The organism is Haladaptatus paucihalophilus DX253, from assembly GCF_000376445.1.
GTDB lineage: Archaea > Halobacteriota > Halobacteria > Halobacteriales > Haladaptataceae > Haladaptatus > Haladaptatus paucihalophilus.
In genome coordinates, this window is sequence record NZ_AQXI01000001.1 from 2,680,482 (window position 1) to 2,706,812 (window position 26,331).

Annotated in this window: 26 protein-coding genes; 12 read left to right on the forward strand and 14 right to left on the reverse strand. The window is 62.9% G+C overall.

The window, feature by feature from the left end:
* Positions 1-44: 44 nt before the first annotated feature.
* The gene (locus B208_RS0114875; protein ID WP_007982503.1) at positions 45-395 is read right to left on the reverse strand and encodes a hypothetical protein; all 351 of its coding nucleotides are present in this window, start codon (positions 393-395) and stop codon (positions 45-47) included.
* A gap of 455 nt (positions 396-850) precedes the next feature.
* Between B208_RS0114875 and B208_RS0114880 the strand changes: the two genes are divergently transcribed.
* Entirely contained in the window at positions 851-1,624 is a 774-nt protein-coding gene (locus B208_RS0114880) for a nucleotide-binding protein (protein ID WP_018128953.1), read from the forward strand.
* On the forward strand, positions 1,621-2,166 hold the full coding sequence (locus tag B208_RS0114885) for a hypothetical protein (RefSeq protein WP_007982058.1): 546 nt from the start codon (positions 1,621-1,623) through the stop codon (positions 2,164-2,166). The genes B208_RS0114880 and B208_RS0114885 overlap by 4 nt, the downstream gene beginning before the upstream one ends.
* Before the next feature lie 9 nt (positions 2,167-2,175).
* On the opposite strand, the gene B208_RS0114890 is transcribed toward B208_RS0114885, so the two are convergent.
* Together B208_RS0114890 and B208_RS0114895 are read right to left on the reverse strand one after the other, a co-directional pair.
* Positions 2,176-2,928, reverse strand: coding sequence for a creatininase family protein (locus B208_RS0114890; protein ID WP_007982057.1), 753 nt, complete (start codon positions 2,926-2,928; stop codon positions 2,176-2,178).
* Complete coding sequence (locus B208_RS0114895; RefSeq protein ID WP_007982056.1) at positions 2,925-4,313, reverse strand: M28 family metallopeptidase; 1,389 nt, start codon at positions 4,311-4,313, stop codon at positions 2,925-2,927. The genes B208_RS0114890 and B208_RS0114895 overlap by 4 nt, the downstream gene beginning before the upstream one ends.
* Positions 4,314-4,421: 108 nt before the next feature.
* Between B208_RS0114895 and B208_RS0114900 the strand changes: the two genes are divergently transcribed.
* The 8 genes from B208_RS0114900 to B208_RS0114940 all read left to right on the forward strand — a co-directional run bounded on the left by B208_RS0114900 (position 4,422) and on the right by B208_RS0114940 (position 13,468).
* Positions 4,422-5,942: a metallopeptidase TldD-related protein gene (locus B208_RS0114900; protein ID WP_232423809.1), complete on the forward strand. Its 1,521-nt coding sequence runs from the start codon at positions 4,422-4,424 to the stop codon at positions 5,940-5,942.
* Positions 5,943-6,102: 160 nt separating this feature from the next.
* Positions 6,103-7,716, forward strand: coding sequence for an ABC transporter substrate-binding protein (locus tag B208_RS0114905; RefSeq protein WP_007982054.1), 1,614 nt, complete (start codon positions 6,103-6,105; stop codon positions 7,714-7,716).
* Between the two features lie 35 nt (positions 7,717-7,751).
* Positions 7,752-8,729, forward strand: a complete 978-nt coding sequence (locus B208_RS0114910; RefSeq protein ID WP_007982053.1) for an ABC transporter permease — start codon at positions 7,752-7,754, stop codon at positions 8,727-8,729.
* On the forward strand, positions 8,722-9,705 hold the full coding sequence (locus B208_RS0114915; protein ID WP_007982052.1) for an ABC transporter permease: 984 nt from the start codon (positions 8,722-8,724) through the stop codon (positions 9,703-9,705). The genes B208_RS0114910 and B208_RS0114915 overlap by 8 nt, the downstream gene beginning before the upstream one ends.
* Positions 9,706-9,782: 77 nt before the next feature.
* Entirely contained in the window at positions 9,783-10,817 is a 1,035-nt protein-coding gene (locus B208_RS0114925) for an ABC transporter ATP-binding protein (protein WP_007982051.1), read from the forward strand.
* Positions 10,810-11,898 carry an ABC transporter ATP-binding protein gene (locus B208_RS0114930; protein WP_007982050.1) on the forward strand — a complete coding sequence of 363 codons (1,089 nt, stop codon included), beginning with the start codon at positions 10,810-10,812 and terminating at the stop codon, positions 11,896-11,898. The genes B208_RS0114925 and B208_RS0114930 overlap by 8 nt, the downstream gene beginning before the upstream one ends.
* Positions 11,899-12,144: 246 nt before the next feature.
* Entirely contained in the window at positions 12,145-13,065 is a 921-nt protein-coding gene (locus tag B208_RS0114935; protein ID WP_007982049.1) for a helix-turn-helix domain-containing protein, read from the forward strand.
* 67 nt (positions 13,066-13,132) lie between these two features.
* On the forward strand, positions 13,133-13,468 hold the full coding sequence (locus B208_RS0114940; RefSeq protein WP_007982048.1) for a DUF7344 domain-containing protein: 336 nt from the start codon (positions 13,133-13,135) through the stop codon (positions 13,466-13,468).
* A 26-nt stretch (positions 13,469-13,494) separates the two neighbouring features.
* On the opposite strand, the gene B208_RS0114945 is transcribed toward B208_RS0114940, so the two are convergent.
* Positions 13,495-13,737 (reverse strand): hypothetical protein, encoded by a 243-nt coding sequence (locus B208_RS0114945; protein ID WP_007982047.1) that lies wholly within the window; start codon positions 13,735-13,737, stop codon positions 13,495-13,497.
* Between the two features lie 71 nt (positions 13,738-13,808).
* On the reverse strand, positions 13,809-14,876 hold the full coding sequence (locus B208_RS0114950) for a M42 family metallopeptidase (protein WP_007982046.1): 1,068 nt from the start codon (positions 14,874-14,876) through the stop codon (positions 13,809-13,811).
* Between the two features lie 226 nt (positions 14,877-15,102).
* On the opposite strand from B208_RS0114950, the gene B208_RS0114955 reads away from it, so the two are divergent.
* Positions 15,103-16,260, forward strand: coding sequence for a PKD domain-containing protein (locus B208_RS0114955; RefSeq protein WP_007982044.1), 1,158 nt, complete (start codon positions 15,103-15,105; stop codon positions 16,258-16,260).
* Positions 16,261-16,398: 138 nt separating this feature from the next.
* Here the strand turns inward: B208_RS0114955 and B208_RS0114960 are convergent, their stop codons facing one another.
* From B208_RS0114960 to B208_RS0115000, 9 genes are all read right to left on the reverse strand, one after another.
* Complete coding sequence (locus tag B208_RS0114960) at positions 16,399-16,641, reverse strand: hypothetical protein (RefSeq protein ID WP_007982043.1); 243 nt, start codon at positions 16,639-16,641, stop codon at positions 16,399-16,401.
* 191 nt (positions 16,642-16,832) lie between these two features.
* Entirely contained in the window at positions 16,833-17,741 is a 909-nt protein-coding gene (gene pfkB / locus B208_RS0114965) for a 1-phosphofructokinase (protein ID WP_007982041.1), read from the reverse strand.
* Positions 17,738-18,505 carry an HTH-type transcriptional regulator GlpR gene (glpR, locus tag B208_RS0114970; RefSeq protein ID WP_007982039.1) on the reverse strand — a complete coding sequence of 256 codons (768 nt, stop codon included), beginning with the start codon at positions 18,503-18,505 and terminating at the stop codon, positions 17,738-17,740. Before glpR ends, pfkB begins: the two co-directional genes overlap by 4 nt.
* Before the next feature lie 161 nt (positions 18,506-18,666).
* Complete coding sequence (locus B208_RS24415) at positions 18,667-18,843, reverse strand: hypothetical protein (RefSeq protein ID WP_007982037.1); 177 nt, start codon at positions 18,841-18,843, stop codon at positions 18,667-18,669.
* Positions 18,844-18,846: 3 nt separating this feature from the next.
* Entirely contained in the window at positions 18,847-19,968 is a 1,122-nt protein-coding gene (locus B208_RS0114980) for an ABC transporter ATP-binding protein (RefSeq protein WP_007982035.1), read from the reverse strand.
* Positions 19,969-20,022: 54 nt separating this feature from the next.
* Positions 20,023-20,943, reverse strand: coding sequence for a carbohydrate ABC transporter permease (locus B208_RS0114985; protein ID WP_026177870.1), 921 nt, complete (start codon positions 20,941-20,943; stop codon positions 20,023-20,025).
* Positions 20,940-21,866, reverse strand: a complete 927-nt coding sequence (locus B208_RS0114990; protein ID WP_007982032.1) for a carbohydrate ABC transporter permease — start codon at positions 21,864-21,866, stop codon at positions 20,940-20,942. The genes B208_RS0114985 and B208_RS0114990 overlap by 4 nt, the downstream gene beginning before the upstream one ends.
* A 24-nt stretch (positions 21,867-21,890) precedes the next feature.
* Complete coding sequence (locus tag B208_RS0114995) at positions 21,891-23,198, reverse strand: ABC transporter substrate-binding protein (protein ID WP_007982030.1); 1,308 nt, start codon at positions 23,196-23,198, stop codon at positions 21,891-21,893.
* Between the two features lie 262 nt (positions 23,199-23,460).
* Entirely contained in the window at positions 23,461-24,837 is a 1,377-nt protein-coding gene (locus B208_RS0115000; RefSeq protein ID WP_007982029.1) for an APC family permease, read from the reverse strand.
* A gap of 201 nt (positions 24,838-25,038) precedes the next feature.
* Here B208_RS0115000 and B208_RS0115005 point away from each other — a divergent pair, with 201 nt between their 5' ends.
* Positions 25,039-26,328 carry a S8 family peptidase gene (locus B208_RS0115005; RefSeq protein ID WP_007982027.1) on the forward strand — a complete coding sequence of 430 codons (1,290 nt, stop codon included), beginning with the start codon at positions 25,039-25,041 and terminating at the stop codon, positions 26,326-26,328.
* The last annotated feature ends 3 nt before the right edge of the window (positions 26,329-26,331 follow it).

A 26,331-nucleotide genomic window follows, 5' to 3' on the forward strand; every position in this document is an offset into this window, starting at 1 on the left:
TACAATTATTATAATAAAAATGCATTAATTTGTTTTGCGGATTCTCATTGGGAGAATCCATCGATAGCGTCCGAAATGGGATCTTTGAGTTCGTGGATTACGTCGTCGAGTTCGTCGGACAGTCGCTGAAGCAGTCGGGCGTGCGTCGTCGTGGCGAGCGTATATTCGGGGTGTGAACCCCCCGTCTCTACCGTTTTCACCAGTTCGAGTTCGAGGAGGTCGTCCCGGTGGGCCGTCCACGTGCTCGGGGCGGTTCCGGCGTGGTCTACCAACTCCGTCGCGCTGAAACTCTCGTTCGGGTCGTCCGCGAGTACCGCGAGAAACTTCATTCGCGCCGGATAGGTGAACACCTGTGCGAGGGGAGGTGCGGTGAGGTCGGCCTCGGAGGGACGCATATGGTATGCTATTCCATGTTTGTTTGAAAACAGTGTCGAAGTTCGTTTGAAAAAGAAAGAGGTTAACATACGGCCAAATGAATGGAAAATTTTTAGACAATGTGGTCTGTATCACCCCTTGGATGCGTGAGAAGTGCACGAATCGCCGGTACAAACGCACGCCACTCTCCGCTGGTCACCGCCACTCAACCAGTACCGGAGTACGTCAAACTGCGACACACCGTTCGTATCGGCGGCCGTGTCGGCACGCATCCTGTCACTGCCTACCGGTCGGGATACTTCGCCACACCTGACCGGTCGCACCTTTTGTTTGGTCTCCTCTGACGGTTTCGTGCGTCGGTTTCTCCGTTGAATCGGCGCGTCCCCCGCTTTCATCAGTGTCTTTCTCTCGCCGTTCCTCTATCCGTCGTGGAAATACCTGTATTTTTAACTGATGACGACCGGAGTCTAAAACGATGGTCGAGGCGTTTGCGGTCGCGAGCGGGAAAGGTGGCACCGGCAAGACCACGAGCACGCTCTCCCTCGGGATGGCGCTGGCCGAGGAGTACGACGTGACGGTCGTCGATGCCGACACTGGCATGGCGAACCTCCTGTTTCACACGGGACTGACCGACGCGGAGACGACGCTCCACGACTTGCTCATCGGGGACAGCGACGCGTCGGTCGAAGAGGCCGTCTACGAACGGTTCGGGATGCGCGTCGTCCCCTGTGGAACGAGCCTTGCCGCGTTCGAGCGTGCCGACCCGGACCGGTTACAGGACGTCGTGGCGACGCTGGCCGCGGAGACGGACGTGCTCTTGCTCGACTCGCCCGCCGCGCTCGGAAGCAAGAGCGCGATTCTCCCCATCGTCCTCGCCGACCGAATCGTCGTCGTCCTCCAACCCACGATACCCTCCCTGAGCGACGGGCTGAAGGTCCAAGAGTACGCTCGCTCGTACGGCACCGGAACCGCGGGGGTGCTGTTCAACAAGGTTCACGACGACGAGGACGTGCGTCCGATAGCGGACAAGAGCGAGCGGTATTTCGACGGGCCGACGCTCGCGGCGGTCCCCGACGACCACGCGGCGCGGGCGGCCCGTCGGGCGGGAAAACCGCTCCTCGCGCACGCGCCCGAGAGCGCGGCCGCGAGCGCCTACCGCGATGCCGCCACAACCCTCGACGTTCGGACCGGCGAGTCGGAACGCGTCGCCAAACGCTTCCGCAGTGCGGTCATCCCCGACGCACCATGACGTCCCCGCACGGCGAACTGGTCCGTTCCCGCGTCGTCAGCGACCCGTCGACAGCGCTCGCCACCGCGCTGGAACGCGACCTCACCGGTCACGCCGTCTTCAAACCCCAAGACTCGCTCCTCCTCGACGCGGACGGGTACGGCGTGCTGACCTTCGAGGACGGCATCCCCGTGCAAGCCCATCACACCGGGACGGGCCGCGGCGGACCGGCGGCCGTCGCCGACCTCGCCGTTCCCGGACCGTACAGCGTCGAACTCTATCGACAACCCGTGGACGAACGCGAGACGACCCATGGAGCGGACGACCGGACGATTCCGCCGGGAATGCCCGCCGAACGGCTGGCGGGCGACCCGCAACTGGCCGCGAGAACGCGGGCGCGTGCGCCGGAACGACCGACGTCCGACACGGAAACGACCCCGACCAGCGCCGTGGAAGCGTTCCTCGAAGACGAGGAGAAAATCGCGGCCATTCGGAAGCAGGCGAAACGAGAGGCCGAGCGGCGGGCCGAGGAGTGGGGATTGGGCGACCAACTGGACCCGTAGCGGCCCGCACTACTCCTGTTCGATGTCCGATTTCAGCGCCGAGAGGATGATGTCGGTCGTCTCGGCGACGACCTCTTCGAGGAACTCGGGGTCCGATTGGGTCGGGTCGCCGCGTCCGCCCTGCTCCGTGATGTCGTCGAAGTAGGTGTACTTGCGCGCCTCGAACCGTGCCTTTCGAACCTGTGGCTCTTTCTTCTCGGTCTTCACGAGGTCGGGATAGAACAGTTCGATGACGCTCGTCTCGTGGTCGCCCGCGTGGCCCCACTCGTCGCCGAACCGCTCTTCCAACCGGTCCCGTGCGAAATTCGTCCAGTGGACGAGCGACGTTTTGACGCCGTGGTCGCGCTGAATCCTGTCCGCGGCGAGCGTGAGCGGCGCGTTGTTCCCGCCGTGGCAGTTGACGATGGCGAGTCGCTCGGCCCCGTGTTCCGCGATGGATTCGCCGATGTCCTCGATGACGCGCTGGTAGGTGTCGCTCGACAGCGTGACGGTCCCGGCGTAGTTCATGTGGTGTTCGGAGTAGCCGTAGGGCAGGGTCGGCAGTCGAACCATCGACAGGTCGCGGTCCGGTGCCGCCTCGACGAGTTCCCGCGAGAGGGATTCGGCACGGAGCGTGTCCACCGTCACCGGGAGGTGGAGGGAGTGTTGTTCGACGCTTCCGGTCGGGAGGACGACGAAATCGGCGTCGGGAATCGCCTCCTCGGCGTCCTCCCACGTCATCCCGCCGAGGTCGTACGGTTCGTAGTCGAGTCGAACCGTCATCGGTCCGCCTCCGCCGCTGGTTCCGCGTCCGCCGTTGCAGCGTCGTCGAACGGCCAACTGCCGGAGTTTCGCATCCCGGCTTCGAATCCCTGTTCGACCGTCGCGTCGCGGACGTCCGCGACCGACTTGTGCGGGATGTCCCGGTCTTCCTCCGCGAGTTTGAGCACGGCCGCCGTGAAGACGACGGAGAGGTCACGGAGGTCGCGGACGTCTAGTTTGTCGAGCGTATCCCCGTGGGTGTGCCCCCAGCCGCGCCCGCTTTCGCCCGCTATCGACCGGCCCTGCATGCCCGCGACGCCCTTCTGGACGAACGGCCAGTGGTCGCTGTGCGGGCGGATGCCGTCGTGGATTTCGACCGGGACGTCGAGTTCGTCGCGCACCTCTGCGAACGCCTCGCCCATCGGGTCGAATCCGTGCGTGTACACGTCGGCGGTGCGCGAGTATCCCGCGCCGTCCATGTTGAAGATGCACTTCACCGCGTCCATGTCGTGCGTCTCGGCCCAGTGGTACGCGCCGAACAGGCCGACCTCCTCGGCACCGAAGACGAGACAGCGGACCCGCGTTTCGAGGGCGTCTTCCATCTCGACCAGCAGGCGGCCGATTTCGGCGACGAGCACCGTCCCGACGCCGTTGTCATTCGCGCCTTCGCCGACGTCGTGGGCATCGACATGCGCGGTGACGAGCACTTCCTCGTCGGTGTCAGGACCGACGACGGCCTCGATGTTGCGCGAGTTCGTCGGTTCGTTCCGGCAGTTCACCGCGAGTCGCGCGGTCGTCTCGCCGCTGCCGCAGTATCGGACGAGTCTGTCGCCGACTTCCTTCGAGACGCCGACGGCGGGGATGTCGCCGGGGCCGTCTTCCTTCCCGATGCTTCCCGTCGGCGGGAGGTTCCCCTCCAAGTGGTTGCGAAAGAGGAAGCCGACCGCGCCGCCCCGCGCCGCGGCACCGTACTTCTCCGCACGGTGAATCCAGCGGCCGTAGTCGTCCGGGGTCATGCTCGACGCCATGACGAGTTTGCCCTCGACGTCGGCCGCCTCGAAGTCCTCCGGAAGTCCGTAGCCGACGTCGACCAGTTCCGCCTCCACGTCGCCGCTCGGCGTTCCGGGTAGGGCGACGGTTTCGTGTTGCGCGTCGAACTCGTGCGTCCGGTCGTGTTCGACGGTCAGTGCGCTCGACTCGCGCCACCAACCGGGAATCTCGAACTCGGAGATGGTCGCATCGCGGAGGCCGTTCGCTTCGAACGCTTCCTGTACGAGTTCCGCCCCTTCCGCCTCTCCGTCCTGTCCGGCCATCCGATTGTCGAGGTCGACGAGGTTACAGAGGAGGTCCCAGTGCCGCGTGCTCGTGTACGCATCGCCAACGATTGTCGTGGGTAGTGTTGTCATTTTACGTGGTAGGGTTTACGATTGGTTCCGGGTGTGATGTACGTTTGGTTCGAAGAAATCCGTGCACTCGTGGGTCGGATTTTAGGAGTCCCCCGCGAAGGAGGTGGTATGGACGAGACGGAGGACGGACCCGATTTGGGGGACGAACTCGACGTCGCGGAGTGGATTCTCTCGCGGTTCGATTCCGACGACGAAGTGGCCGTCGCGGAAGTGGGATATCTCGACAGAACGCAGACTACTGGGTCGGCGACTCCGGCCGAGGTTCGCTCCGCCGATGACCTCTCGAACGAGGGCATCTGGTGGCGCGTGTTCGTGGAGGGAAGCGCTGACTATCGGTTCACGACGTCGTTTTCGGAATCCCATCTGGAAGACCTGATGGAGCGGTCGATTCGGTCGGCCCGCGTCTTGGACCAGCGCGTCCCCGCCAAATACGACCCGGGGACGGTCCATCAGGCGGTTCACCCGGGATGGACGGTCGGCGGATCGCTGTCCGACTCCGCGGCGACCGAAAAACTCACGGCCGTCAGGTCGGCGTTCGCGGAGTCGATGGACGGCCTCGCGCTGGACCGCGCGGCCGTCTCGTACCGCGACGAGCGGTTGTCGTCGGTCCTGTTGACGACGACCGGGACGACGGTCCGAACGTCGCTCGAACGGGCGTCAGTCGAAACGGTCGTCGCGCCCGCGAACGCGGAGAAGGTCCAGCGTCACTTCGGAACGACCACCGGACCCGCGTTCTTCGACGCGCTTCCCGGCCACTTCGACGAACTGGCGGCGTCGGTTCGGGAGCGGAAGGGGTATCCCCCGCTCGACGACGCTGAGACGACGAGTATCGGAGGCGACGGCGACGCGGACGTCGTGTTCGGCCCGCGGGCGGCGGCGGCGTTGTTCCACCACGTCGCGCACTATCTGGAGATGGACGCGGCGTATCTCGGGTCGAGTCCCTTCTCCGTCGGTGACCGATTCGGCCCGCCGGGACTCGACGTCGAGGATTGCGTTCACGCCGGGTCGTGGGCGGCGTTGGGATACGACGCGGAGGGAAAACCGACGACGCCGGTGACGTTGGTGTCCGACGGTATCGTCCGGAACTTCCTCCACGATACGGTGTCCGCCATCGAGGAAGAGACGGTCCCGATGGGGTCCGTGGTTCCGAGCGTCGGTTACGAACGGCCGCCGCGGATTCACGCCCGCCATCTGGACGTCGCCGCCGGGTCCGCTTCGCGGGCGTCGCTTCTCGACGGGGCGGACGTCTACGTCGAATCGGTCGAGACGCCGCGAATCGAGAACGAGGCCACGCGAACGAAGCGCGCGAGTTCGATGCCGCCGAGCGTCCTGTACGCGAAGGACATCGCGGCGACGACGCCCAGCGAGTTCGAGGACGAGGCGACGACGCAGGAACTAACCTTCCCGGTTCGACTCGGCTACACGGTGGACGGGAGCGAGCGCGGAAAGCGGTTCGCGGGCGGAGCGGTGACGGTTCCTCTCGGTGCACTCCGTTCGATAACGGGTATCGACGACGTCCGCGAAACGGTGACCGGCGTCTGCTCCAAACACCGGTCGATGATTCCGTACGCCGTCACCGCGCCGTCGATTCGGTTTTCGATGCGTTTTTCAAATCTGAGGATATGTTAGTGTAAATTTCCGCATTCGATAACGTATTCAGAAATATGTTCCATTTCCCTCTTCTGATTTGTAATATATTGTCAGTTTTGTTTATATAGTAGGCACGCCTGGTAATTAATGACAAATGCCAAGTGGTAACATGGATGTCAAACGGCGTGACTTTTTAAAGATGACCACCGCAACCGGCGTCGGTGGAATGGCCGCACTCGCCGGTTGCAGCGGTTCCAATGACGACAACGGCGGCGGTGGCGGAAGCGGCGGCGACAAGCTACCCCAGTACACCTACCTCAACAACCCCGCGAACTACAACCCCGCGCGCCACGACGCCATCAACCTCGTGGGCGACCAGCTCAAGAAAGTCGGACTCGACACCAAGGTGCAGGTGTTCGAGTGGGGCACCCTCTACACGAAAATCACCGAGGAGTTCAACTTCTCCTTCGCAACGTGGTCACGTGGCCTCGGCATCGACCCCGGTCGTCGAATGCCCGAGCAGTTCCACTCCTCGAACACGGGGAAGGGCCAGGGCAACTTCACCGGCTACACCAACAAGGACCTTGACCCGAAGCTGATGGAACAGCTGCAGATGAAAGACGAACAAAAGCGCATCGACACGCTGTTCGACATTCAGAAGACCATCAACGAGGACGTCCCGATGCACCCCATCGTTCAGATGCCCAACATCGTGGCGTACAACAAAAATCAGGTCAGCGGGTGGACCGACCACATCGCGGGCTACTTCCACTTCGAACCGATGACCAATATCGAAGTGAACAACAGCAAAAAGGAGCTTCGCGGCTCGTGGGCCGAGACCCTCGGCACGCTCAGCGTTCTCGGTTACAACAACGAGACGAAACTCATCCACCAGTTCGAGATGCTGTACGACAAGCTCGTGCGCATCAACTCGAAACTCGAAGCCGACCCGAAACTGAGTCTGGCGACCGAGTGGGAACGCCCGGACAACAAGACGGTGAAGTACAAGATTCGGGAGGGCCACAAGTGGCACGACGGCGAGGACCTGACGCCGGAGGACGTGAAGTTCACGCTCGAATATATCAAGAAAAACGAGATTCCGCTCTACTCCACGCAGTGGGAGATGTACGACTCGGTGTCGGTGGACGGTCAGTGGGTGACGGTGAACTTCAAGGACCCCGTCGGTCCGGTCCACAAACTGTTCTCCAACCAGATACCCATCGTGCCGAAGCACAAGTGGGAGAGCCGGAGCAACCCGGCCAAAGCGAACATCACGGAACCCGTCGGAAGCGGTCCGCTCCAGTTCGATTACTGGGACAAGGGCAGCGAACTGAGCCTGAAGAAGTACGAAGACCACTGGCGGCCGGTCAAGTTCAACCGCCGCATCTGGCGCATCATCCCGGAGAGTTCGACCGTGTGGTCCCTGTTGAAGAAGGGGACGCTGAACTACCTGCCGTACACCCGTATCGGCAAACAGCTCAACGACAACCAGGACGCCTCGAACATCGGCGTGAAGTCCGCGCCCGGCGACGGCTGGTGGCACTTCAGCCAGAACACGCGCCAGAAGGGACTCGACGACAAGGCCGTCCGACAGGCCGCCGTCAACGCGATTCCCAAGAAGGCCATCAACGAGCAGATTCTCTACGGCTTCGCCACCGAGGGGTGGAACCTCGTCGGCGAATCGTTCGGCAAGTTCAGCAACCCGGACGTCAAGAAGTACCAGCCGGACGACGGCGTGAAAGCCGGGAAGCAGTCCCTCAAAGATGCCGGATACGTCATCGACGGCGACGGAATGGCGCACTTCCCTAAGTAGAGCCGACCGACCAACAAAAATTTCGATACTAATAAATGGGTAAATTAGACTTCTTCGTCAGGCGCACCGTGCAGTTGGGAATCACGCTGTGGGCAGTTGCAACCGCGCTGTTCATGCTGTTTCGCCTCATGCCGGGCGACCCGACGTCGTACATCATTTCGCCCGGAATGACGCCCGCGGTTCGACAGCGGCTCATCGCGAGCTACGGGTTGAACGACCCGCTGTGGGTGCAGTACGTTCGGTACATACAGAACCTCCTGACGCTCGACCTCGGGCGCTCGTTCAAGACCAACGAGCGCGTCATCAACATGCTCGTCACGTACCTCCCGAACACGCTCGTCCTGATGCTGACCGCGTTCGTCGTGGCGTACATCATCGGCATCTCGCTCGGCGTCCTCACCGGCTGGTACCGTGGAACGCGGTTCGAGAAGGCGACGGTCGTGACCGCGCTCGTCGGACGGAGCGTCCCCAGCTTCTGGATGGGCATCCTCGTCCTCTGGATCTTCGGCGCGAAACTCGGCATCATCCCGATGAGCGGGATGACGAGCCTCGGCTCCGGCCCGAAGAACTTCTGGGCGATGGTGTTCTCGCTCGATTTCCTCAAACACATGGTCGCGCCGGTCATCGTCCTCGCGTTCTACTACATGGGCTATCCGCTGCTCATCATGCGCAACAGCATGCTGGAAACCCTCTCGGAGGACTTCATCGACCTCTGCCGCGCGAAGGGACTGACGGAGCGGAAGATAATGTTCAACCACGCGGCCCGCAACGCCCTGTTGCCCGTGCTGACCGCCGCCGCCATCGCCATCGGCTACGCGGTGGGCGGCAGCGTCCTCATCGAGACGGTGTTCGGTTGGCCGGGCATCGGCCGCGAGATGATTCGCGCCGTGCTTCGACGCGACTACCCGGTGGCCCAGGGGACGTTCCTCGTCCTCGCACTGTCGGTCATCGTGATGAACTTCGTCGCCGACCTGCTGTACGGCGTCCTCGACCCACGGGTGACCTATGACTGAAACGATGAATCAGGAGCACGACGGTTCGATATTCGCGGACATCGACGAGGAGAGCGAGGAGCAGTTCAGCGCGTGGCAGCGCAACCTCCGCCTCTGGAAGGAGACGATAACCGAACAGTTCTCGATGCTCACGGAGGACCCACTGGTCGTCGCCGCGATGGCTATCCTCGCGTTCTTCGGCATCGTCGCCGTCTTCGCGCCCTACATCGCGCCGTACGGACCGAAGGAACGCCTGATGGTGAACGCGCTCTTCGCCAAGTGGATCAAACCGTCCTTCCTCGGCGGCGAGGGCGGCTACATCCTCGGAACGACGGCGCAGGGCTACGACATCTTCAGCCAACTGGTGTACGGGGCGCGTCCCGCCATCATGGTCGGCCTCGTGGCCGCCGTGATGACCGTCGGCCTCGGAACGCTCGTCGGCCTCGTCAGCGGCTACTACGGCGGCTACGTGGACGACGTGCTCATGCGACTCGTGGACTTCGTGTACGGACTCCCGCTCCTGCCGACGGTCATCGTCCTCGTGACGGTGCTCGGGCCGGGACTGGAGAACATCATCCTCGCGTTCGTGCTCCTGCAGTGGCGCACGTCCGCCCGCGTCATCCGCGCGCTCGTCCTCTCGCTCCGCGAACGCTCGTTCGTCAAGGCGGCGAAGATTTCCGGGGCGAGCAACTGGCGCATCATCTCGCGGCACATCGCACCGAACGTCCTTCCGATGGCATTTCTCTACGGCGCGTTCGCCATCGCGTGGGCGATTCTGACGGAAGCCGGGGTGTCCTTCTTGGGCCTCGGCGACCCGAAGAGCGTCTCGTGGGGCATGATGCTCCAGAGCGCCCGCGTCTACAGCGCCATGACGGAAGGAACGTGGTGGTGGTTCGTGCCGCCCGGAGTCTGTATCGCCCTCGTGGTCATCAGCGGCTTCCTCATCGGCCGCGGCTACGAAGAGATCGTCAACCCCGAACTACAGGTCGAAGGATGAACGTATTCAAACGATTCACGCTCGCACGATTCACGCACATAGGATTCATGTACTCGGACGAAACGGAGGCCCGCTGAATGGCCCTGCTCGAAGTCGAAGACCTCGAAGTCTACTACGACAGCGAGGACGGCCCCGTCAAAGCGGTTGACGGCGTGAGCTTCCAGATAGAGGCCGGGGAAACCGTCGGCATCGTCGGCGAATCCGGCTGTGGAAAATCGACGCTCGCCAAGGCGCTTATCGGCATCCTGCCGAAGAACGGTTACATCAACGGCGGGAAGATACTGTTCAAGGGCGAGGACCTGACCGACATGCCCGAGAAGCGCCGCCGAGCGCTTCGCTGGGACGAGATTTCGCTCATCGCCCAGTCCGCGATGAACGCGCTCGACCCGGTGTACACCATCCGCGAGCAGATTCTGGAGGCCATCGACGCCCACTACCCGAAGATGGGACGGTCGGAGGCCCAAGACATCATCGACGAGTCCTTCGACCTCGTTGGACTCGACCGCGACCGCCAGACGGACTATCCCCACCAGTTCTCCGGCGGGATGCGCCAGCGGGCGATGATCGCCATGTCGCTCGTCCTCGAACCGTCGCTCATCCTCGCGGACGAACCGACGACGGCGCTGGACGTCATCATGCAGGACCAGATTCTCAAGCGCATCAACGGGATTCAACAGGAGAGCGACACCGCCATGATGGTCATCACGCACGACGTGGCCGTCGTCGCGGAGACCTGCGACCGCGTGGTCGTCATGTACGCTGGCGAACTCGCCGAGGAAGGCCCGTCGGAGTTCATCTTCGGCGAACCGTACCACCCCTACACGCTCGGGCTGAAGAGCGCGTTCCCCGACATCCGCCGGTCCGAACAGGACCTCGTGAGCATCGGCGGCCACCCGCCGGATTTGAGCAACCCGCCGAGCGGGTGTCGGTTCGCGGAACGCTGTCCGCTGGCGACAGAAGTCTGCCGGGAGGAGTCCCCGCCCGCCGTCGAACACGGCGAGTTGCGCTCGTTCTGCCACCACACCGACCGGATCGACGCGGAACTTCGCTCGGTCGCCAGCAAGGCGCGGACGTGGCAGAACGACGCGTCGATGGAGGCGACCGATGACTGACGACGACACGCTCGTTCGCGTGGAGGGGTTGGAAAAGGAGTTCCCGGTCGGCAGCGGCCTCGTTTCCAGTCTGATGAACACCATCCGCGGCGAAGAGGAGGACGCGGTGCACGCCATCGACGGCATCGACTTCGAACTGCACGAGGGCGAGACGTTCGGCATCGCGGGCGAGTCCGGATGTGGGAAGACCACGACCGGGATGTGCCTGACGAAGCTGTACGAACCGACCGGCGGGAGCATCTACTACGACGGCGAGGACATCGCGGACAAGAGCGGCTCGGCCCTCACGAACTTCCGTCAGAACGCCCAGATGATATTTCAGGACCCGTTCGAGAGCCTGAACCCGCGGATGACGGTGTACGACACGGTGGTCGAACCGCTCCGCATCCACGACGTTCCGAATCAGCGGGCGCGGGTCCGACGGGCGCTTGAATTCGCGGAACTCGAACCCGCCGAATCGTTCTTCGACCGCTACCCGCACGAACTGTCCGGCGGACAGCGCCAACGCCTCGCCATCGCCCGCGCGCTGGTCATCGACCCGGACTTCATCGTCGCCGACGAACCGGTGTCGATGCTCGACGTGAGCCTTCGGGCTGGCGTGCTCTCGCTCTTGGAGCGCATGACCGACGAGTTCGGTCTCTCCGTGGTGTACATCAGCCACGACCTCTCGCTCCTGCGGCACATGTGCGACCGACTCGCCATCATGTACATGGGAAAAATCGTGGAGCAGGGACCCACCGAGGAGATAATCACGAACCCAAAACACCCCTACACGCGGGCGCTCATCGACGCCGTGCCGGTTCCCGACCCGACGGCGGGCCGGGAGCGCGTCGAGTTGCAGGGCGAAGTCGGCGATGCCGTCAACATCCCGTCCGGATGTCGGTTCAAGAACCGGTGTGAGAAGTACATCGGCGGCGTGTGCGATTCGGTGCAACCGCCGCTCGAAGCGAAGTCCGACGTCGAGGACGACCGGGAAGTCGCCTGCCACCTCTACGAGAGCGCGGAGGGCTTCGACCCGTACGCCGAGACTGACGAGACGGACCGCGACGAGGCCGTCGCGGCGGAGTCGTCGGCGGACTGACCCGTCGTCCGGTTTCGGGTCCGTGGCGACCGGATGATCGATGCGAAACTCCGACTCCGTTGGGTATTAATACGGTCCTGTTCTAACACCCAACATATTGAAAATAGAACTATTTTATATGGATTCAGATAGATATATTTCATCAATTTCGGACGTTGATTGGAAGTTCTGGGAAAATCTGTACCGTGCGGGTCGAATGCGTTCTCATCGAATATCTGGAATGATGGACGATACGTTGCAAGTTATATGACGAAGGTTTCTCGTCGGGACCTTCTCGATGTTTTTTCTCGTGCGGACGACCCTCACGCACCACTGACGACGAGCGAGATAGCGTCCGCGCTGGGACGTGTCGAAGAACAGACACTCGAACGACTACGGACGTTAGCGGACGACGGCCTCCTCCAAACGAGAACCGTCGCGGATACGCACCGAGTCTGGTGGCCGCCGTGCGGCCGCTCGGACTGTTTTGCGGAGAACGACCGCCCTACGGACGGCCACCCCCGGATTCGAACGGTGTTTCGTTCCACCGACCTCGCCGAACCGTTCCGTGAGTTGGCGAACGGTTCGCTGTTCATCGAAATCGATTCGGTCGTACACCTCTCGGAGGGCGAACATCTCCAGTACTGGACCGCGACGGGAATATCCGCGGAAGCGTTGCTCGAAACGGTGATGGAGTTTCCGGCGACACTCGACGCGCGGTTGTTGAGCACCGTCAACGGAACTCACCGGGTAGAGTCCCACAGTTCGTTTCAGTCGTTGTTATCGATATTCGGTGAATTCGACGGAAAAACGAAATCAGCGACGTACGACGAGCAGGAAATCCGTATCGTAGCGGAGTTTCCTCCTTCGGTCGATACGGAACGCGTCCAAGCGGTCGTTCGAGACGTCTACCCGGACCTCGAACTCGTCTCCACCTGTCGCGTCATCACGTCGAGTTTCGATTATCACCTGATAGAAGAGAAGTTGACGGAGCGACAGTTGACCGCGTTGCAGATGTCCTACTTCAGCGGCTATTTCGAGCAACCGCGCAAGTGCTCGGGCGTGGTGCTGGCAGAGAGGATGGGTATCTCCAAGCAGGCGTTCCACGAGCATCTCCGCAAAGCGTACGATACGGTGTTCGAGCAACTGTTCACGAACGTCGATGAAACGACAGTGCCTGACCAGTAAAGCTCTATTTTCATTGGCTTCGGACGCGATTATATTCCTGACTCGTTTGAGTCAGTGACCTGTAGACATGATAGACGAACCCATCTGCTCGAAGCTTTCGGTAGATTCGGTGTGTGGTGTGTTATCGAATGGGTGCCGCCGAAGCGTTTTATACCACCTCGACGCCTCGTCGTCCGACGTGTTCACGAGGGACGAACTCGCCGACCACCTCGTCGCGGCGGACACCGAGTACGAGGACCGAGAGCGGGCGCTGGTGCAACTCCACCATACGACGCTTCCGATGCTGGAGGACGTCGGGGTCATCGAGTACGATTCCCGGAGCAACGTCATCCGCTATCGAAGCGACCCGCTGCTCGATCAGTTCTTGTCGCTCTCGGCCGCGGTAGAGAAGCCGACGGAGTGAGGTCGATACCGCGCGAACCGTTTTTCTCATCCCTGCCGTTTTCGTTGACTTTCTTCCGCCTCGGCTTCGAAGCGCTCGGCGCGAATCTGGTCCGAGCGTTTCCGACGCCACTCCCAGAGTCCGGCCACGATGATGAGGAGGCCGCCCGCCGCGCCGCGAACCGGCGACCCCTGTATCGAGAGGAAAACGAAGACGCCGACCGCGAAGAGGAGCGAGACGCCGAGCGTTATCTTCGCCCACCCACGCCGCGGTCCCCGGACTCGTCGCATACCGGCCCGTCGGAGGGGAGCGTTGTGAACGTTACGGGACGACGGCAACCGGCGGTGGTACCGCGGACGACTCACCGCGGCCGTCGGATGTCGTCCCGACTCGGGAACTCCCGTTCCAGCGCGGCCAACAACACCTCGGCCGTCGCGTCGGCGTCCCGCATCGAGAGCGTCTCGACCGGCGAGTGCGAGTAGCGACAGGGAACCGCGATGGCACCCGCGTGGCGGCCGCCGCGGACCTGTTGGAGTTCGGTCGCGTCGGTCGAACCGGTCAGCATCACGTCGTGTTGGAGGTCCACGTCGGTCGCGTTCGCCGCGTCCCGGAGCCACGTTCTCGTCTGGCGGTCAACGATGACCCCGCCGAAGAAGTACTCGGAGGTTCCGTCCCCGAACTCGACCACCGGACCCCCGTCCAGCGTCGCGTTCACGCCTTCTTTCCGCCCGGCGGGGTAGTCGTCCACCGGGAAGATTTCGAGCGCGATGCCGACGTCGGGGTCGAGGCTGTAGCCCGCCGTCCGCGCACCGCGAAGGCCGACTTCCTCCTGTACCGTTGCGACGTAGTGAACCGTCGCGTCCACGTCCTCTTCGCGGGCGATTGCGAGCAGGATGGCCAGCGCGATGCGGTCGTCCAACGCTCGTCCGGTGATTCTGTCGTTTCCGAGTCGGGAGACGCCGTAGTCCCACACCGCGTAATCGCCCGGTTCGACGTTCATATCCGCGACCTCCTCGGGCGAGGTGGCTCCGACGTCGATGCGGAGCGATTCCGGGAGGGACTCCTTCTCGTCGTCGCTCATGTAGTGGCGACAGCGCGGGCCGACGACGCCGAGAACGCCGTCCGGGCCGACGCGGACGCGTTGCCCTGACAGGTTCCCCTTGTAGTGTCCGCCGAGCATGTGGAAGGTGAGAAAGCCGTCGTCGTCCACGTCCTCGACGAGGAACCCGAGTTCGTCGGTGTGGGCCGCGAGCATGATTTCGAAGTCGCTGCCCTCGCTCGTGGCGACGACGTTCCCCATCGCGTCGAACGACACGCTGTCGACGTGTGGTTCGATGAGTTCGGCGAACCGATCCGCGACGGCGTATTCGTTTCCGGGTGCGCCCGGCGCTTCCACCAGCATTTCGAGGTCGTCGAACGAAACGTGCATGCGGGAACCGGGTGTGAACGGACGATAATAGTTCGGGTCCCTGCAAACCGGCAGAAGGCGTTCCCCGTCGTTAATAAAACTGAATATTCTCGGGGACTCGTTGACATCTCCGTCCATCTATCATCTGTCTCCCAATATAATGGGATAATTATTCGTTTTCTCGGATTCCTTTCGAAAACGAACAAAACAACAATAAACTCCCGATACAACCCTCGACTGGGAAGCAATGACTGCAACACGACGAACGTTTCTGACGGCGGCTGGCTGTGCGGGACTGCTTGGGCTCGGCGTAACGGCGACGACAGGTGAAAGCGAAACGACCGTTTCGCGCGATTCGTACACGATTCGGAGCGGCACCGACCAAGAAACGACGGTGTTCGTCACGTCCGCGAGCGAGTCCGGCCCGACGGTGATGGTCGTCGGCGGCGTACACGGAAACGAAAACGGAGGCTACACGGCGGCCGAGAAGGTCGCCCAGTGGGACATCGCCCGCGGAACACTGGTGACGATTCCGAAGGCGAACGCCGCGGCCGTCGAGGAGGATTCCCGCATCGCGGACGGCGGCGTGGACCTGAATCGCCAGTTCCCGACCGGTGAGGAACCGGAGACGGAACTCGCCCGCGCCATCTGGGGCGTCGTCGAGCGATTCCAACCGGATACCGTCATCGACCTCCACGAATCCGTCGGCATCTACGACGGCGATATGGTCGGTGGCGTCGGTCAGGCCATCTTCTCGTCGTGGGACGACCGGGCGTTCAGCGACGCCAGAGCGGCCGCAGACTATCTCAACGACAACTACGTCTCGCGCGACGGCTACGACTTCACGGTCGACCCGTTCTCCTCGTCCTCCAACGAACCGACCGGTCTGCTCACGCACAAGGCCGCGCGCGACACCGACGCCGTTGCGTTCCTCGTCGAAGCGACCTCGGATGACACGGCCCTCGATACGCGAGTGCAGTGGCTCACCAAGATAACCCAACAACTCGTCGAGGAGGACGTGCTCACTTCGTCGGATGGCGGAAGCGGCGGAGACGGCGGCGACGATGGCGGTGACGACGGAAGCGACGGAAACGATGGCGGTGACGACGGCGACAACGAACAGAACGAGGCCCCGGTCGCGCGGATTCGGACGACGCCGAGCGACACGACCGGCGGGGCGCTCGAACGCGGCGATACCGTGACGCTCGACGCCTCCCCGTCGTCGGACGGCGACGGCGAAATCGTCGAATACATGTGGGACACCGACGGCGACGGGTCGTTCGAGGAAAGCGGCGAGACGGCCGAGATGACCCTCTCTACCTGTGGTCGTTACCGTGTCTCCCTCCAAGTCACCGACGACAAGGGGGCGACGGCCACGGACGAGGCTATCCTCTCCGTCAAATAACGACCGTACCGACCGATTCGCTCGTATTTTTCGAACGGGTTACGACCGACGTACATCGACCATTCCTCTCGCCGCGAGAGGACGCGCTCTGCGGTCGGAAATACGTGAGGAGAGGAAACGAACCCCCGAGAAACCGAGTTAGTCGTTGCTCGTGTCGAGACCGAGTTCCACCAATGTTTCTTCCGAGACGCCGCTATCGAGAAGTCGTCGTCGCAAATCCCGTCGATCCGCATCTGAGAGGTCGATAGATGTCCCGGTGTCGATGCCGTCGTCCCCGCGACTGTCGCCCTGCCTCGTGATTTCGTAGGCGTCGCGGATGAGTTCGGCTTCTAGTTTCGGGACTGATTGGGGAATCTCTGGTGATTTTTTGATTCCAGACATCGTTTCCCGCCACTCACAGGAGGGTGTTAAAGTTATTTTAGACTAACAGATTTGTCTTTTCCCTGTTGTACTGTTCTCTTTCGTGATATGCACCGCAGGATAAGCGTAGGATCGCTCCCCGTGTCTAATTAGACCACACCCGGAAAACAACGAAGCGGCATCGAGACGGAAAATACGCGACGGTGCCGTCATCACTCGACGAGGAGCGGGATTTCGGTCGCGTCCGCTCGAACGTCGTCCATGTCCGGCACCGTCGTTCCGGGAACGGTCACGACGCGCGACGCGACGGTGACGCCGACCCGGAGCGCGATTCGGTCCGACTGCCCGCGAGCGAGCGTCGAGAGGACGCCCGCGAGCAGTCCGTCGCCAGCGCCGACCGTATCCACCACGTCAACGTCCAGCGGTTCCGCGTGGAACACGCCGTCGTCCGAGGTGAGCAGCGCGCCGTCGTCCCCGAGCGAGGTGATAACGCGGTCGAATCCCCTCTCGCGGAGCGCCTGCGACGCCTCGGCGCACTCCTCGATGCTGTGGACCGGCATCCCGGTCGCGCTCGCCAGTTCGCTCCGGTTGGGTTTACAGAGCGCGTAGTCGCCCGCGATGCCGGTCAGGAGGTCGCCCTGCACGTCCACGACGGTTTCCCACGACCCCGCGCCCGCGATGCGGTCGATGGTCGCCGGGCCGAGGTTCGGCGGGAGGCTTCCGGCGATGACGACGATTTCGGGGTCGTACTCGCGGACCGTCCCGATGAGTTCGCGGACGGTTTCGTCCTTGACGCCCTGTCCCGACTGGTTGAGTTTGTACTCGCCGTCCTCGCCGAGAATCGTGGTGTTGAGTCGGGTGCAGACGTCCATCTCGACGAAATCGTTGGCGACCTTGCCGCGGGTGAGTTGTTCCTCGATGTACCGGCCGAGGAACCCGCCGACGAAGCCCGTTGCGAGCGTCTCGACCTCCAGTCTGGCGAGGTACTTCGAGACGTTGATTCCCTTTCCGCCGGGGTCGTACTGCGCCATGCTCGACCGGAGGACGCCGTTCGGTTCGATGTCCGATTCGACGGTGACGGTGTAATCGACGGCCGGGTTGAGCGTGACGGTCAGAATCACGCGTCCACCCCTTCGACGATTTCGACGCCCGTCGTCTCGAACGGTTCGCGGTACTCCGGCGGGACGGCCGCGTCGGTGACGATGGCGTCCACGTCTTCGAACGACGCGAAGCGGAAGAAACTCCGCCGACCGAACTTGCTCCCGTCGGCGACGAGGACGACGCGACTCGCCTTCTCGCACATCCGCGATTTGATGCGCGCTTCGTCCTCGTTCGGCGTCGTCAGTCCGGCGTCGGGGTGTATCCCGTTCGTCCCGAGGAACAGCACGTCGAAGTTGGTTCGGTCGAGAAAGCTCTCGCCGGTCGGGCCGACGAGCGACCACGTGGAGCGCCGGAGCGTTCCGCCGGTGACCTTCACCTCGATACCCGCCTCGGCGAGTTGCACCGACACGAGCGGCGAGTTCGTCGCGGCGGTAATCGAGACGTCGCTCGGGACGTGCTTTGCGACCTCGATGGTCGTCGTCCCCGAATCGAAGAAGACGACCTGCCCGTCTTGGAGAGTTTCGGCGGCACGTCGTCCGATGGTGCGTTTCGCCTCCCGCTTTTGGACCTGTTTCTGTCCGTACGTTCGCTCCTCGCCGACCGTCTCGACCGGCAGGGCACCGCCGTGCGACCGCTCGATGCGACCCTCGTCCTCCAAGTCCCGGAGGTCGCGGCGGATGGTCGCCTCCGAGACGTCGAGGCGACCGGCGAGGTCGCCGACGGTACTGCCGTTCTCTTCGGAGACTATCTCGACGATTCTGCGTTTTCGTTCGTCAGGCAACATATGTTCGTATCGAATCGACTCGGTATCGAGTCAAGGGCGGCGCGTTCGTTGGTTTTGTTGGCCATTCGACGCTATAACCTCTCTGGTGACGTCGGATTATATTGCCGCTTTCGTCGCGGCTTTGCCTTCCGTTTGCGAGAGGAGGGCGAGCGGACGGCATCTCACTCCGACAGCAGGACGAGAAACGTCAGCGCGATTCCCGCCCCGACGGTTGCGACGACGGTCCCGCCGTACGCGCCGACGTGGTAGTCGTAGGCCGCGACGGCCGCCATGAGACAGCAGGCGGCGACCAACAGGTTCTCTCGGTCCGGTACCCACGAGGTGACGCTCACTGCCATCGGTCAGTGCGTCGCCTCCGTCGCTTTCGGCTCTTTCGGCGGCGAGTACGTCAGCGATTCGCCGGTGTCGGCGTCGAAGTAGTGGAGCGACCGACGGTCGAACTCGACGTTAACGCGGTCGTTGAGTTCGACGGGGACGCTCGGTTCGACGGACGCTTTGATGGTGATGTCGTCGCCGAGGTCGAGTTCGAGGACGGTCTTTTCGCCCTGCGGTTCCACGACCTCCACGAGCGCCGGGAGGCCGTCCGGCCGGAGCGTGACGTTCTCCGGACGGACGCCAACGACGATTCGGTCGCCGACCCGGCCGTCGAGCGCGTCGCGGTAGGACTCGGGAACCTCGTGTTGGAACGGCCCGACGTCCACGACGAGGCTGTCGTCGCGGCGGGTCAGTTTCCCTTCGACGAAGTTCATCGACGGACTGCCGAGGAAGTCGGCGACGAAGCGGTTTCGCGGATGGGCGTAGACGTACGTCGGGTCGCCGACCTGCTGAATCTCGCCGTCGTTCATGACCGCGATTTGGTCGGCGAGCGTCATCGCCTCGATTTGGTCGTGCGTGACGTACACCGTCGTCGTCGAGAGCTGCTCGTGCAGTTTGTTGAGTTCTGCGCGCATCTGCACGCGCAGCTTGGCGTCGAGGTTCGACAGCGGTTCGTCCATCAGGAACACGTCGGGTTCCCGGACGATGGCGCGGCCGAGCGCGACGCGCTGTTGTTGCCCGCCTGAGAGCTCCGCGGGGCGACGGTCCAGCAGTTCGTCGATTTGGAGGAGGTCGGCGGCGTCGTCCACCCGCTCCTCGATGATGTCGTCGTCGACGCCGTGTTGTTCCAGCCCGAACCGCATGTTCTCGCCGACGGTCTTGTGCGGGTAGAGCGCGTAGTTCTGGAACACCATGGCGATGTCCCGCTCGTACGCCCGGTGGTCGTTGACCATCCGGTCGCCGATGTATATCTCGCCGTCCGTCGCGCGTTCGAGTCCGGCGATGAGACGAAGCGTCGTCGTCTTGCCGCACCCGGACGGGCCGACGAACACCGTGAAGGATTCGTCGGGGATGTCGAGCGAGATGCCGTCCACCGCAACCACGTCGTCGAATCGCTTTTCGAGCGCGTCGAGCGTTACTTCAGCCATCGATACCACATCCGTCGTCAGTCTGATTGAATCGCATAGTGGGGGTCGGTTTCGTCATTCTTTCACTGCTCCTTGCGTGAGGCCGCTGACGATGTAGCGCTGGAAGAACAGGCCGAACAGGATGCCCGGCAGGGCCGCTATCATCCCGCCCGCGGCGAGGTGCGCCCAGTCGATGAAGTCGTCCGCGACGAACAGGGAGACGCCTATCGGGAGCGTCTGTGAGACCTCCGAGGACGTGAGAACGAGCGCGAAGACGAACTCGTTCCACGAGAAGATGAAGGCCAGGATGGCCGTCGCCGCGATGCCCGGCTTCGCCACCGGGAGGATGACCTTGAAGAAGCCCTCCCACGTCGAACAGCCGTCGACTTGGGCCTGCTCGTCCAGCGAGCGCGGCACGCCGTCGAAGTAGTTCTTCATTATCCACACCGCGAAGGGGAGGTTGAAGAACGTGTACGTCAGGATGAGCGCCGCCTTCGTGTTGTAGAGGCTGCCCGTGAGCGCGCCGATGACCGGCGGGTTCGACATGATTTCGAAGAACGGGACGATGAGCGCGATGGGCGGAATCATCCGCGCGGCGATGATGGACAGCAACAGCGCCTTGTTGCCGAGGAAATCGTAGCGGGAGAACGTGTATCCCGAGAGCGTCCCCAGCGTGACGCAGATGAGCGTCGTCGTCCCGGCGACGATGAGGCTGTTCAGCGTGTAGGTGCCGAACGGCCGGTTCTGGAAGATTTCGACGTAGTTCGAGAGCGTCGGGTCGTGCGGGTAGAACGTGATGGGGAACGAGAGCGTCTCCGAGGGCGCCTTGAAACTCGTGATGAGGATGTAGTATATCGGGAACCACACCACCACGACGTACAGGGCGAGCAGGCCGTACGCGACCATCCGGTCCCGGACCACGCTCGACCACTCGTCTTCCGTGTTCAGGTTCAAGCTACGACGAACTCTGCTCAGCGTGTCTGTTTTCGTACTCATGTTTCGTAGGGGGTCCCTCCGAAGACCTTGTAGAGGACCGCGACGACGGCGAACGTCACCGCGAGCATGACGACGCCGAGCGCGGCACCTTGGCCGGTATCACCGAACACCATCGCGGTGCGGTAGAGCCACGAGGCCCACACTTCGGTGGACTTTCCGGGGCCGCCGTGGGTCATCACCCACACGAGGTCGAGCGCCCGGATGTCGAAGATGATGCGGATGGTGAGCGCGACCAGAATCGACGGCTTGAGGAACGGGTAGGTGACGTTCCAGAACCGCGACCAGCGGCTCGCGCCGTCCACCTCGGCCGCGTCGTACAGCTGTTCGGGGACGTTCTGGAGTCCCGCGAGGAGGATGATGATGATGAAGGGCGTGAACACCCACACGTCGGCGATGATGAGCGCCATCATCGCCAGCGTGCCGTCCGAGAGGAACGGAATCTGTTCCGAGATGACGCCGCCGCCGACGAGGACACCGTTAATCGCGCCGTACTGCGTCTGGAACATCCAGCGCCACATCAGGCCGCTCATGACGTAGGGGAGAATCCACGGCACGATGACCGCCGTGCGAATCCACCCGCGCCCCTTCAGGTCCTTGTTGAGCAGCATGGCGATGCCGAGGCCCAACAGGAACGAGATGGTGACGCTACAGCCGACGTAGACGAGGGTGTGTTTCGTGAACTGTACGAGGTCCGGGTTGAGCGCCCCGACGGTGCCGTTCTCGAAGATGAGCGAGGCGAAGTTATCCAGCCCGACGAACTGTTTTTCCTGCGTTATCGGGTTCGTGTAGAACAGACTCGACCACAGGAGTTGGAGCGTCGGATAGAGGATAACCCCGGCTATCCAGAGCACCGTCGGTCCCACGGTGAGGGGGATGAACAGGCGGTCGAGCCGCCGTCGAAGCGAACGTGTATTCTCTGCCATGTATTGGAAAGGGGAACCCGAAATCTAGAGGACCTTGTTCTTCTTGTAGAGCGACGTGATGTCCTCTTGGGCCTTCGAGAGGGCCGATTTGGCGTCCTTCTTCCCGAGGAAGACGGGCGTGATGTTCGACGACAGAATGTCATCGACCTGCGGTTGCAGGCGGTAGACCTCGCTCTTGGCGTTCTTGAGGTTGTACTTCATGTTCGCGCGCAACTCCTTCGGATACTTCTTTTTGACCTCCTCGTCCTCGTACACCTCGGGAATGGCCGCCGGGTTGCCCTCGACTACCATGTCGGTCTTGCAGGACTCGGGGGTGCTCATGAACTCCGCGAACTTCTTCGCGGCCTTCTTGCGCTTCGAGAACGCCGAGACGGCGACGCCGTTCGTGTCTTGGAACGTCGCGCGGGAGGCGGGACCCTTCGGCGGTTTGGCGATTCCGAGACGGTCCTTCTTCCAACCCTCGTTGAGCGCGCGCGACCCGAGCGGCGTCCAGCCCTCGACGGTGGCGAACTTCCCGCCGACGAAGGCGTCGCCGACGTTCCCTTCGTTCATGCTCTGGATGCCGCTGGGGAGGAGTCCCTTCTTGCGGAGCGGCGTCAGGAAGTCGTCGAACACCGTCGCGCCTTTGTCGGCGAAGACGGGTTCGTGTTTGTCGTTGAACAGTTGGCCGCCCGCCTGCCAGAGGAACTGTTTGAACATGAAAACGTCCTTGTTCGCCCACGTGAAGCCGAACCCGGACTTGTCGTTGCCCACCTTGTCGCCGAGCGCGAGCACGTCGTCCCACGTGTCCGGCGGCGACGAGATGCCCTGCTTCTCGAAGTACTGTTTGTCGTAGAGGAAGTTCCCCCACTTGCCTATCTGCGGGGCCATGTACGTCTTGCCGTCGAACGTGACGAGGTTTTGGAGGTTCTCCGGAAACTTGCCCATGTGCGAATCGGAGAGGCCGAGGGGTTCGAGCCAGTCGGCCGCGACGAAATCGGCGAGCCACCACGTCGGCCCGTTGAAGGCGTCCACCTTGCTCCCCTCGTTTCGCCACTGCGTAATGAGCGTCGTCTTCAGGTTGCTCCACGGCACCTCGTTCACGTCGACCGTGATACCCGTCTCGTCTTCGAACCGCTTGATGTTCTTTTCCGTCCCGGGGTCGTCCTTCAGACTGCCCGCGTTGAAGAAGACGATTTTGTCGGCCATCTCGCCGTCGTCGCTACCGTCGCTTTTCGAACCTTTACCGTCTTTCGAGGAGGTACAGCCCGCCAACGCGGTCGTTCCCGCGATACCGAGTGTGCCCGTCGCTTGGACGAATCGACGCCGTGTATGGTTGTATTTATCACCCATGACATCCAGAACCATACAGAACGACCATAATAAATGTTCTGCAAAAACACGCATATTCAGTCAAATCCAATCACGAACTGCATCAATTGGGAACAAAAATAAACAATGTCGGGTGGGTCGCCGTTCGATATGCCGTGGGAGAATCGTAGAAAACGCGGGAGTAAAGCGACGTACGGCCGATTTACCGGAAACGACACGAGTCGATGACGACTCGTGTTCGAATCTGCACGAACGCGTTCGTTCGACTGATTCGGCGGCGGGGTCACTCCCAGTTCGTCGCCGCGTCCCGCTGCCGGAACAGGTCGGGTCGCCGCAGATACCGGACGAGGAAGTACGTGCCCAAGAGGGCGATGCTTCCCACGGACCAGAGGACCTCCGTCGAACCCAGTCCGACCATGGCGACGCTCAACGCGACCAGCGCCACGGCGGGGAGGGCGTCGCCGCCGGGAGCGCGAAACGGCGGCGTCACGTCGGTGCGGTAGTGTCGAAGCCCGACGAACGAGACGATATTGAGGGCGTACGGGAGGCCGGTTCCGACGACGGAGGCGATGACCAGCAGTTCGTAGAAGTACTCCGGGAAAATCGTCAACGCGGCCGCCACCAGACTGACCGCGACCAGCCCGACCCACGGCACCTGAAACCGCGAGTGGACGGCTGCGAACGCCCGCGGCAGGGTTCCGTTTCGTCCCAGCGCGAACACGACGCGACTGGCGCTCATCGTCCCGACGAGCATCGTGGTGAAGATGGCGACGACCGCGGCGAGCGGGAGGAAATATTGTCGAACCATCGGTACTCCGAGTTTCGACGCGGCCACCCCGAGCGGCACCGTCGTCACGGGGCTTCCCTCCGCGAACGCCGACGGCGCGACGACGCCGTGCAGCGCGACGACGACGGCGGTGTAGAGGACCGTCGTGACGAGGAGCGACAGCAAAATCGCCCGCGGGACCGTCTTCGCTGGCCGTTTCACCTCCTCCGCGACGGACGGAATCGCGGTCCACGCGCCGTAGCCCGTGAGCGCTAGTTGCACCGCGGCGAAGAACTTCGCGGGACCGCTCGTGAAGAAGGGGTCGTAGTTGGTCGGCTCGAACCGCGTGAGGCCGATGGCCACGAAGACGAGCAGTATCGTGAGCAACAGCGCGGACAGGACGAGGTTCGTCCGACTCGTGCTCGTCACGCCGACGAGGTTGACGAGGAAGCTCAGCGCGATGGCGGCGAGGGCGATGGGAACGACGTACCCCTTCGCGCGCGGAAACGCGATGCCGAGATACTGCGCGATGGCGAGCGCCGAAATCGTGACGCTGAACACCATACCGATGCAGTAGGACGTCCCTTCGAGGTAACTGGCGAAGAGTCGAACCGTCCGGTTCCGCCCGAACGTCTCCGCGGGGAAGACCGCGGGACCGCCCGCCTTCGGGAACGCCAGCGCGAGTTCCGTATAGCAGAGCGCGATTATCATCATCAGCAGTCCGGCGACCACCCACGCGAGCGTCGAGGCGGGACCCGCCAGCCGTCCCGTCGAACCGGGAAAGACGAAGATAGCCGACCCGACCATGCCCCCGACGCTCAGCAAAACGCAATCCAGCAGTCCGAGCGTTCGCGTCAATCCGTCGTCCGCCGTCGATCCATCGTATTCACTCATTTTCCGACCACCGTCTCGGCCGAAAAGAGGGGTACCCCTCATATAGTGATTCTCAAATCAGTTTAGCATCTCAAAATTGGAACGGTGTCGGTGACGGTCGGTTGTCGACGGCCAATTTCGCTCGCCGATAGTCGCCATCCATTTAACAGCGTCTTGAAGGTAAATTTATGGCGGACACCGACGTCTACTGGATGGTTCACGATGGATACAACAGCGAAGCGACGCGGATTTCTCAAGGGAATCGCGGCGACGACCGTCGGCATCACCGCCACGACGCCCGGAAGCGCCTCCGAAACGGTGACGTACCTCGTCACGACTGGAAGCCGAAACGCCGTTCGAAAACTCGAACGGGCGGGGTACACTGTCCAGAACGAAATCCCGGACGCGAACGTCCTGTTCGTCCTCGGTCCCGCCGACGCCGAAGACGACCTTCGGGGCGTCCCCGGTGTTCACGAGGCGGTGTCGGACATGGCGTACGAGTTGGGCACCTCGACCGTCGAATCGACCGGCGTCGCGGCGGACGCCGAATACGCCGAGTTACAGTGGGACAAGCAGGTCACGGACGCGTTCGAGGCCCACGCAACCGCGACGGGAGAGGGAACGCGCATCGCCATCGTCGATACGGGTGTCGACCACACGCACCCCGACCTCGCGGCCAACGTCAATACGGACCTCGGACGGTCGGTCATCGACGGGGAGTTCGGAACGGACGCCGGACCGGTCGCGGCCCACGGGACGCACGTCGCCGGAATCACCGCCGCGACGGGCGCGCAAGGCGTGGTCGGCATGGCTCCCGACGCCGAACTCGTCCCGCTCCGCGTGTTCCCCGAGGAGGGACCGCTCCTCGAACGAATCAGCGACTGCCTGCTGGCCATCGACTACGCGGCCGAAATCGGTGCGGACGCGGTGAACATGAGTCTCGGGTGGGACCCGCGTCCGCCGCGGGAGAACCAAACGTCGCGCGGCGTCCGTCGCGTCATCTGCGAACGCGTCGTTCGGAGCGCCCTCCGGCGCGGGACGACCGTCGTGGTGTCGGCGGGCAACGAGGAAACGGACCTCCAACACGGGGGCTACCGCGACATGTGGACGAGCCTCGAAAGCACGCTGGGCGTGAGCGCGACCGGTCCGAACGACGAACTGTCGTTCTACTCGAACTACGGCGTGGACGACGTTGCGGTCGGCGCGCCCGGCGGTGGCTACGAGACGCTCGAAAAGAGCCTCGCGGACGACACCGCGTGGCCGTATCCGACCAACCTCGTGCTTTCGACCGTCCCGGGAGACGACTACGCCTACTTCGCGGGCACGTCGATGGCGTCGCCGCAGGTCGCCGGTCTCGTCGGACTCGTCCGTGAACTGGACCCCACCGTGAACCCCCAACAGGTGGCCGGTGTCATCGAACGCAACGCCGAGAAAAGCAACGGTCGGAGCGACCCCGACCTCGGTGCTGGCCGGATAAACGCGCTGCACACGGTCGAGTCGCTCACGAAATAGGCG

What these genes read in the sequence shown, in the direction of transcription:
- B208_RS0114875 (WP_007982503.1), bottom strand. Translation starts at nt 395, where the DNA reads ATGCGTCCCTCCGAGGCCGACCTCACCGCACCTCCCCTCGCACAGGTG.
- B208_RS0114880 (WP_018128953.1), top strand. Translation starts at nt 851, where the DNA reads ATGGTCGAGGCGTTTGCGGTCGCGAGCGGGAAAGGTGGCACCGGCAAG.
- B208_RS0114885 (WP_007982058.1), top strand. Translation starts at nt 1,621, where the DNA reads ATGACGTCCCCGCACGGCGAACTGGTCCGTTCCCGCGTCGTCAGCGAC.
- B208_RS0114890 (WP_007982057.1), bottom strand. Translation starts at nt 2,928, where the DNA reads ATGACGGTTCGACTCGACTACGAACCGTACGACCTCGGCGGGATGACG.
- B208_RS0114895 (WP_007982056.1), bottom strand. Translation starts at nt 4,313, where the DNA reads ATGACAACACTACCCACGACAATCGTTGGCGATGCGTACACGAGCACG.
- B208_RS0114900 (WP_232423809.1), top strand. Translation starts at nt 4,422, where the DNA reads ATGGACGAGACGGAGGACGGACCCGATTTGGGGGACGAACTCGACGTC.
- B208_RS0114905 (WP_007982054.1), top strand. Translation starts at nt 6,103, where the DNA reads ATGACCACCGCAACCGGCGTCGGTGGAATGGCCGCACTCGCCGGTTGC.
- B208_RS0114910 (WP_007982053.1), top strand. Translation starts at nt 7,752, where the DNA reads ATGGGTAAATTAGACTTCTTCGTCAGGCGCACCGTGCAGTTGGGAATC.
- B208_RS0114915 (WP_007982052.1), top strand. Translation starts at nt 8,722, where the DNA reads ATGACTGAAACGATGAATCAGGAGCACGACGGTTCGATATTCGCGGAC.
- B208_RS0114925 (WP_007982051.1), top strand. Translation starts at nt 9,783, where the DNA reads ATGGCCCTGCTCGAAGTCGAAGACCTCGAAGTCTACTACGACAGCGAG.
- B208_RS0114930 (WP_007982050.1), top strand. Translation starts at nt 10,810, where the DNA reads ATGACTGACGACGACACGCTCGTTCGCGTGGAGGGGTTGGAAAAGGAG.
- B208_RS0114935 (WP_007982049.1), top strand. Translation starts at nt 12,145, where the DNA reads ATGACGAAGGTTTCTCGTCGGGACCTTCTCGATGTTTTTTCTCGTGCG.
- B208_RS0114940 (WP_007982048.1), top strand. Translation starts at nt 13,133, where the DNA reads ATGATAGACGAACCCATCTGCTCGAAGCTTTCGGTAGATTCGGTGTGT.
- B208_RS0114945 (WP_007982047.1), bottom strand. Translation starts at nt 13,737, where the DNA reads ATGCGACGAGTCCGGGGACCGCGGCGTGGGTGGGCGAAGATAACGCTC.
- B208_RS0114950 (WP_007982046.1), bottom strand. Translation starts at nt 14,876, where the DNA reads ATGCACGTTTCGTTCGACGACCTCGAAATGCTGGTGGAAGCGCCGGGC.
- B208_RS0114955 (WP_007982044.1), top strand. Translation starts at nt 15,103, where the DNA reads ATGACTGCAACACGACGAACGTTTCTGACGGCGGCTGGCTGTGCGGGA.
- B208_RS0114960 (WP_007982043.1), bottom strand. Translation starts at nt 16,641, where the DNA reads ATGTCTGGAATCAAAAAATCACCAGAGATTCCCCAATCAGTCCCGAAA.
- glpR (WP_007982039.1), bottom strand. Translation starts at nt 18,505, where the DNA reads ATGTTGCCTGACGAACGAAAACGCAGAATCGTCGAGATAGTCTCCGAA.
- B208_RS24415 (WP_007982037.1), bottom strand. Translation starts at nt 18,843, where the DNA reads ATGGCAGTGAGCGTCACCTCGTGGGTACCGGACCGAGAGAACCTGTTG.
- B208_RS0114980 (WP_007982035.1), bottom strand. Translation starts at nt 19,968, where the DNA reads ATGGCTGAAGTAACGCTCGACGCGCTCGAAAAGCGATTCGACGACGTG.
- B208_RS0114985 (WP_026177870.1), bottom strand. Translation starts at nt 20,943, where the DNA reads ATGAGTACGAAAACAGACACGCTGAGCAGAGTTCGTCGTAGCTTGAAC.
- B208_RS0114990 (WP_007982032.1), bottom strand. Translation starts at nt 21,866, where the DNA reads ATGGCAGAGAATACACGTTCGCTTCGACGGCGGCTCGACCGCCTGTTC.
- B208_RS0114995 (WP_007982030.1), bottom strand. Translation starts at nt 23,198, where the DNA reads ATGGGTGATAAATACAACCATACACGGCGTCGATTCGTCCAAGCGACG.
- B208_RS0115000 (WP_007982029.1), bottom strand. Translation starts at nt 24,837, where the DNA reads ATGAGTGAATACGATGGATCGACGGCGGACGACGGATTGACGCGAACG.
- B208_RS0115005 (WP_007982027.1), top strand. Translation starts at nt 25,039, where the DNA reads ATGGATACAACAGCGAAGCGACGCGGATTTCTCAAGGGAATCGCGGCG.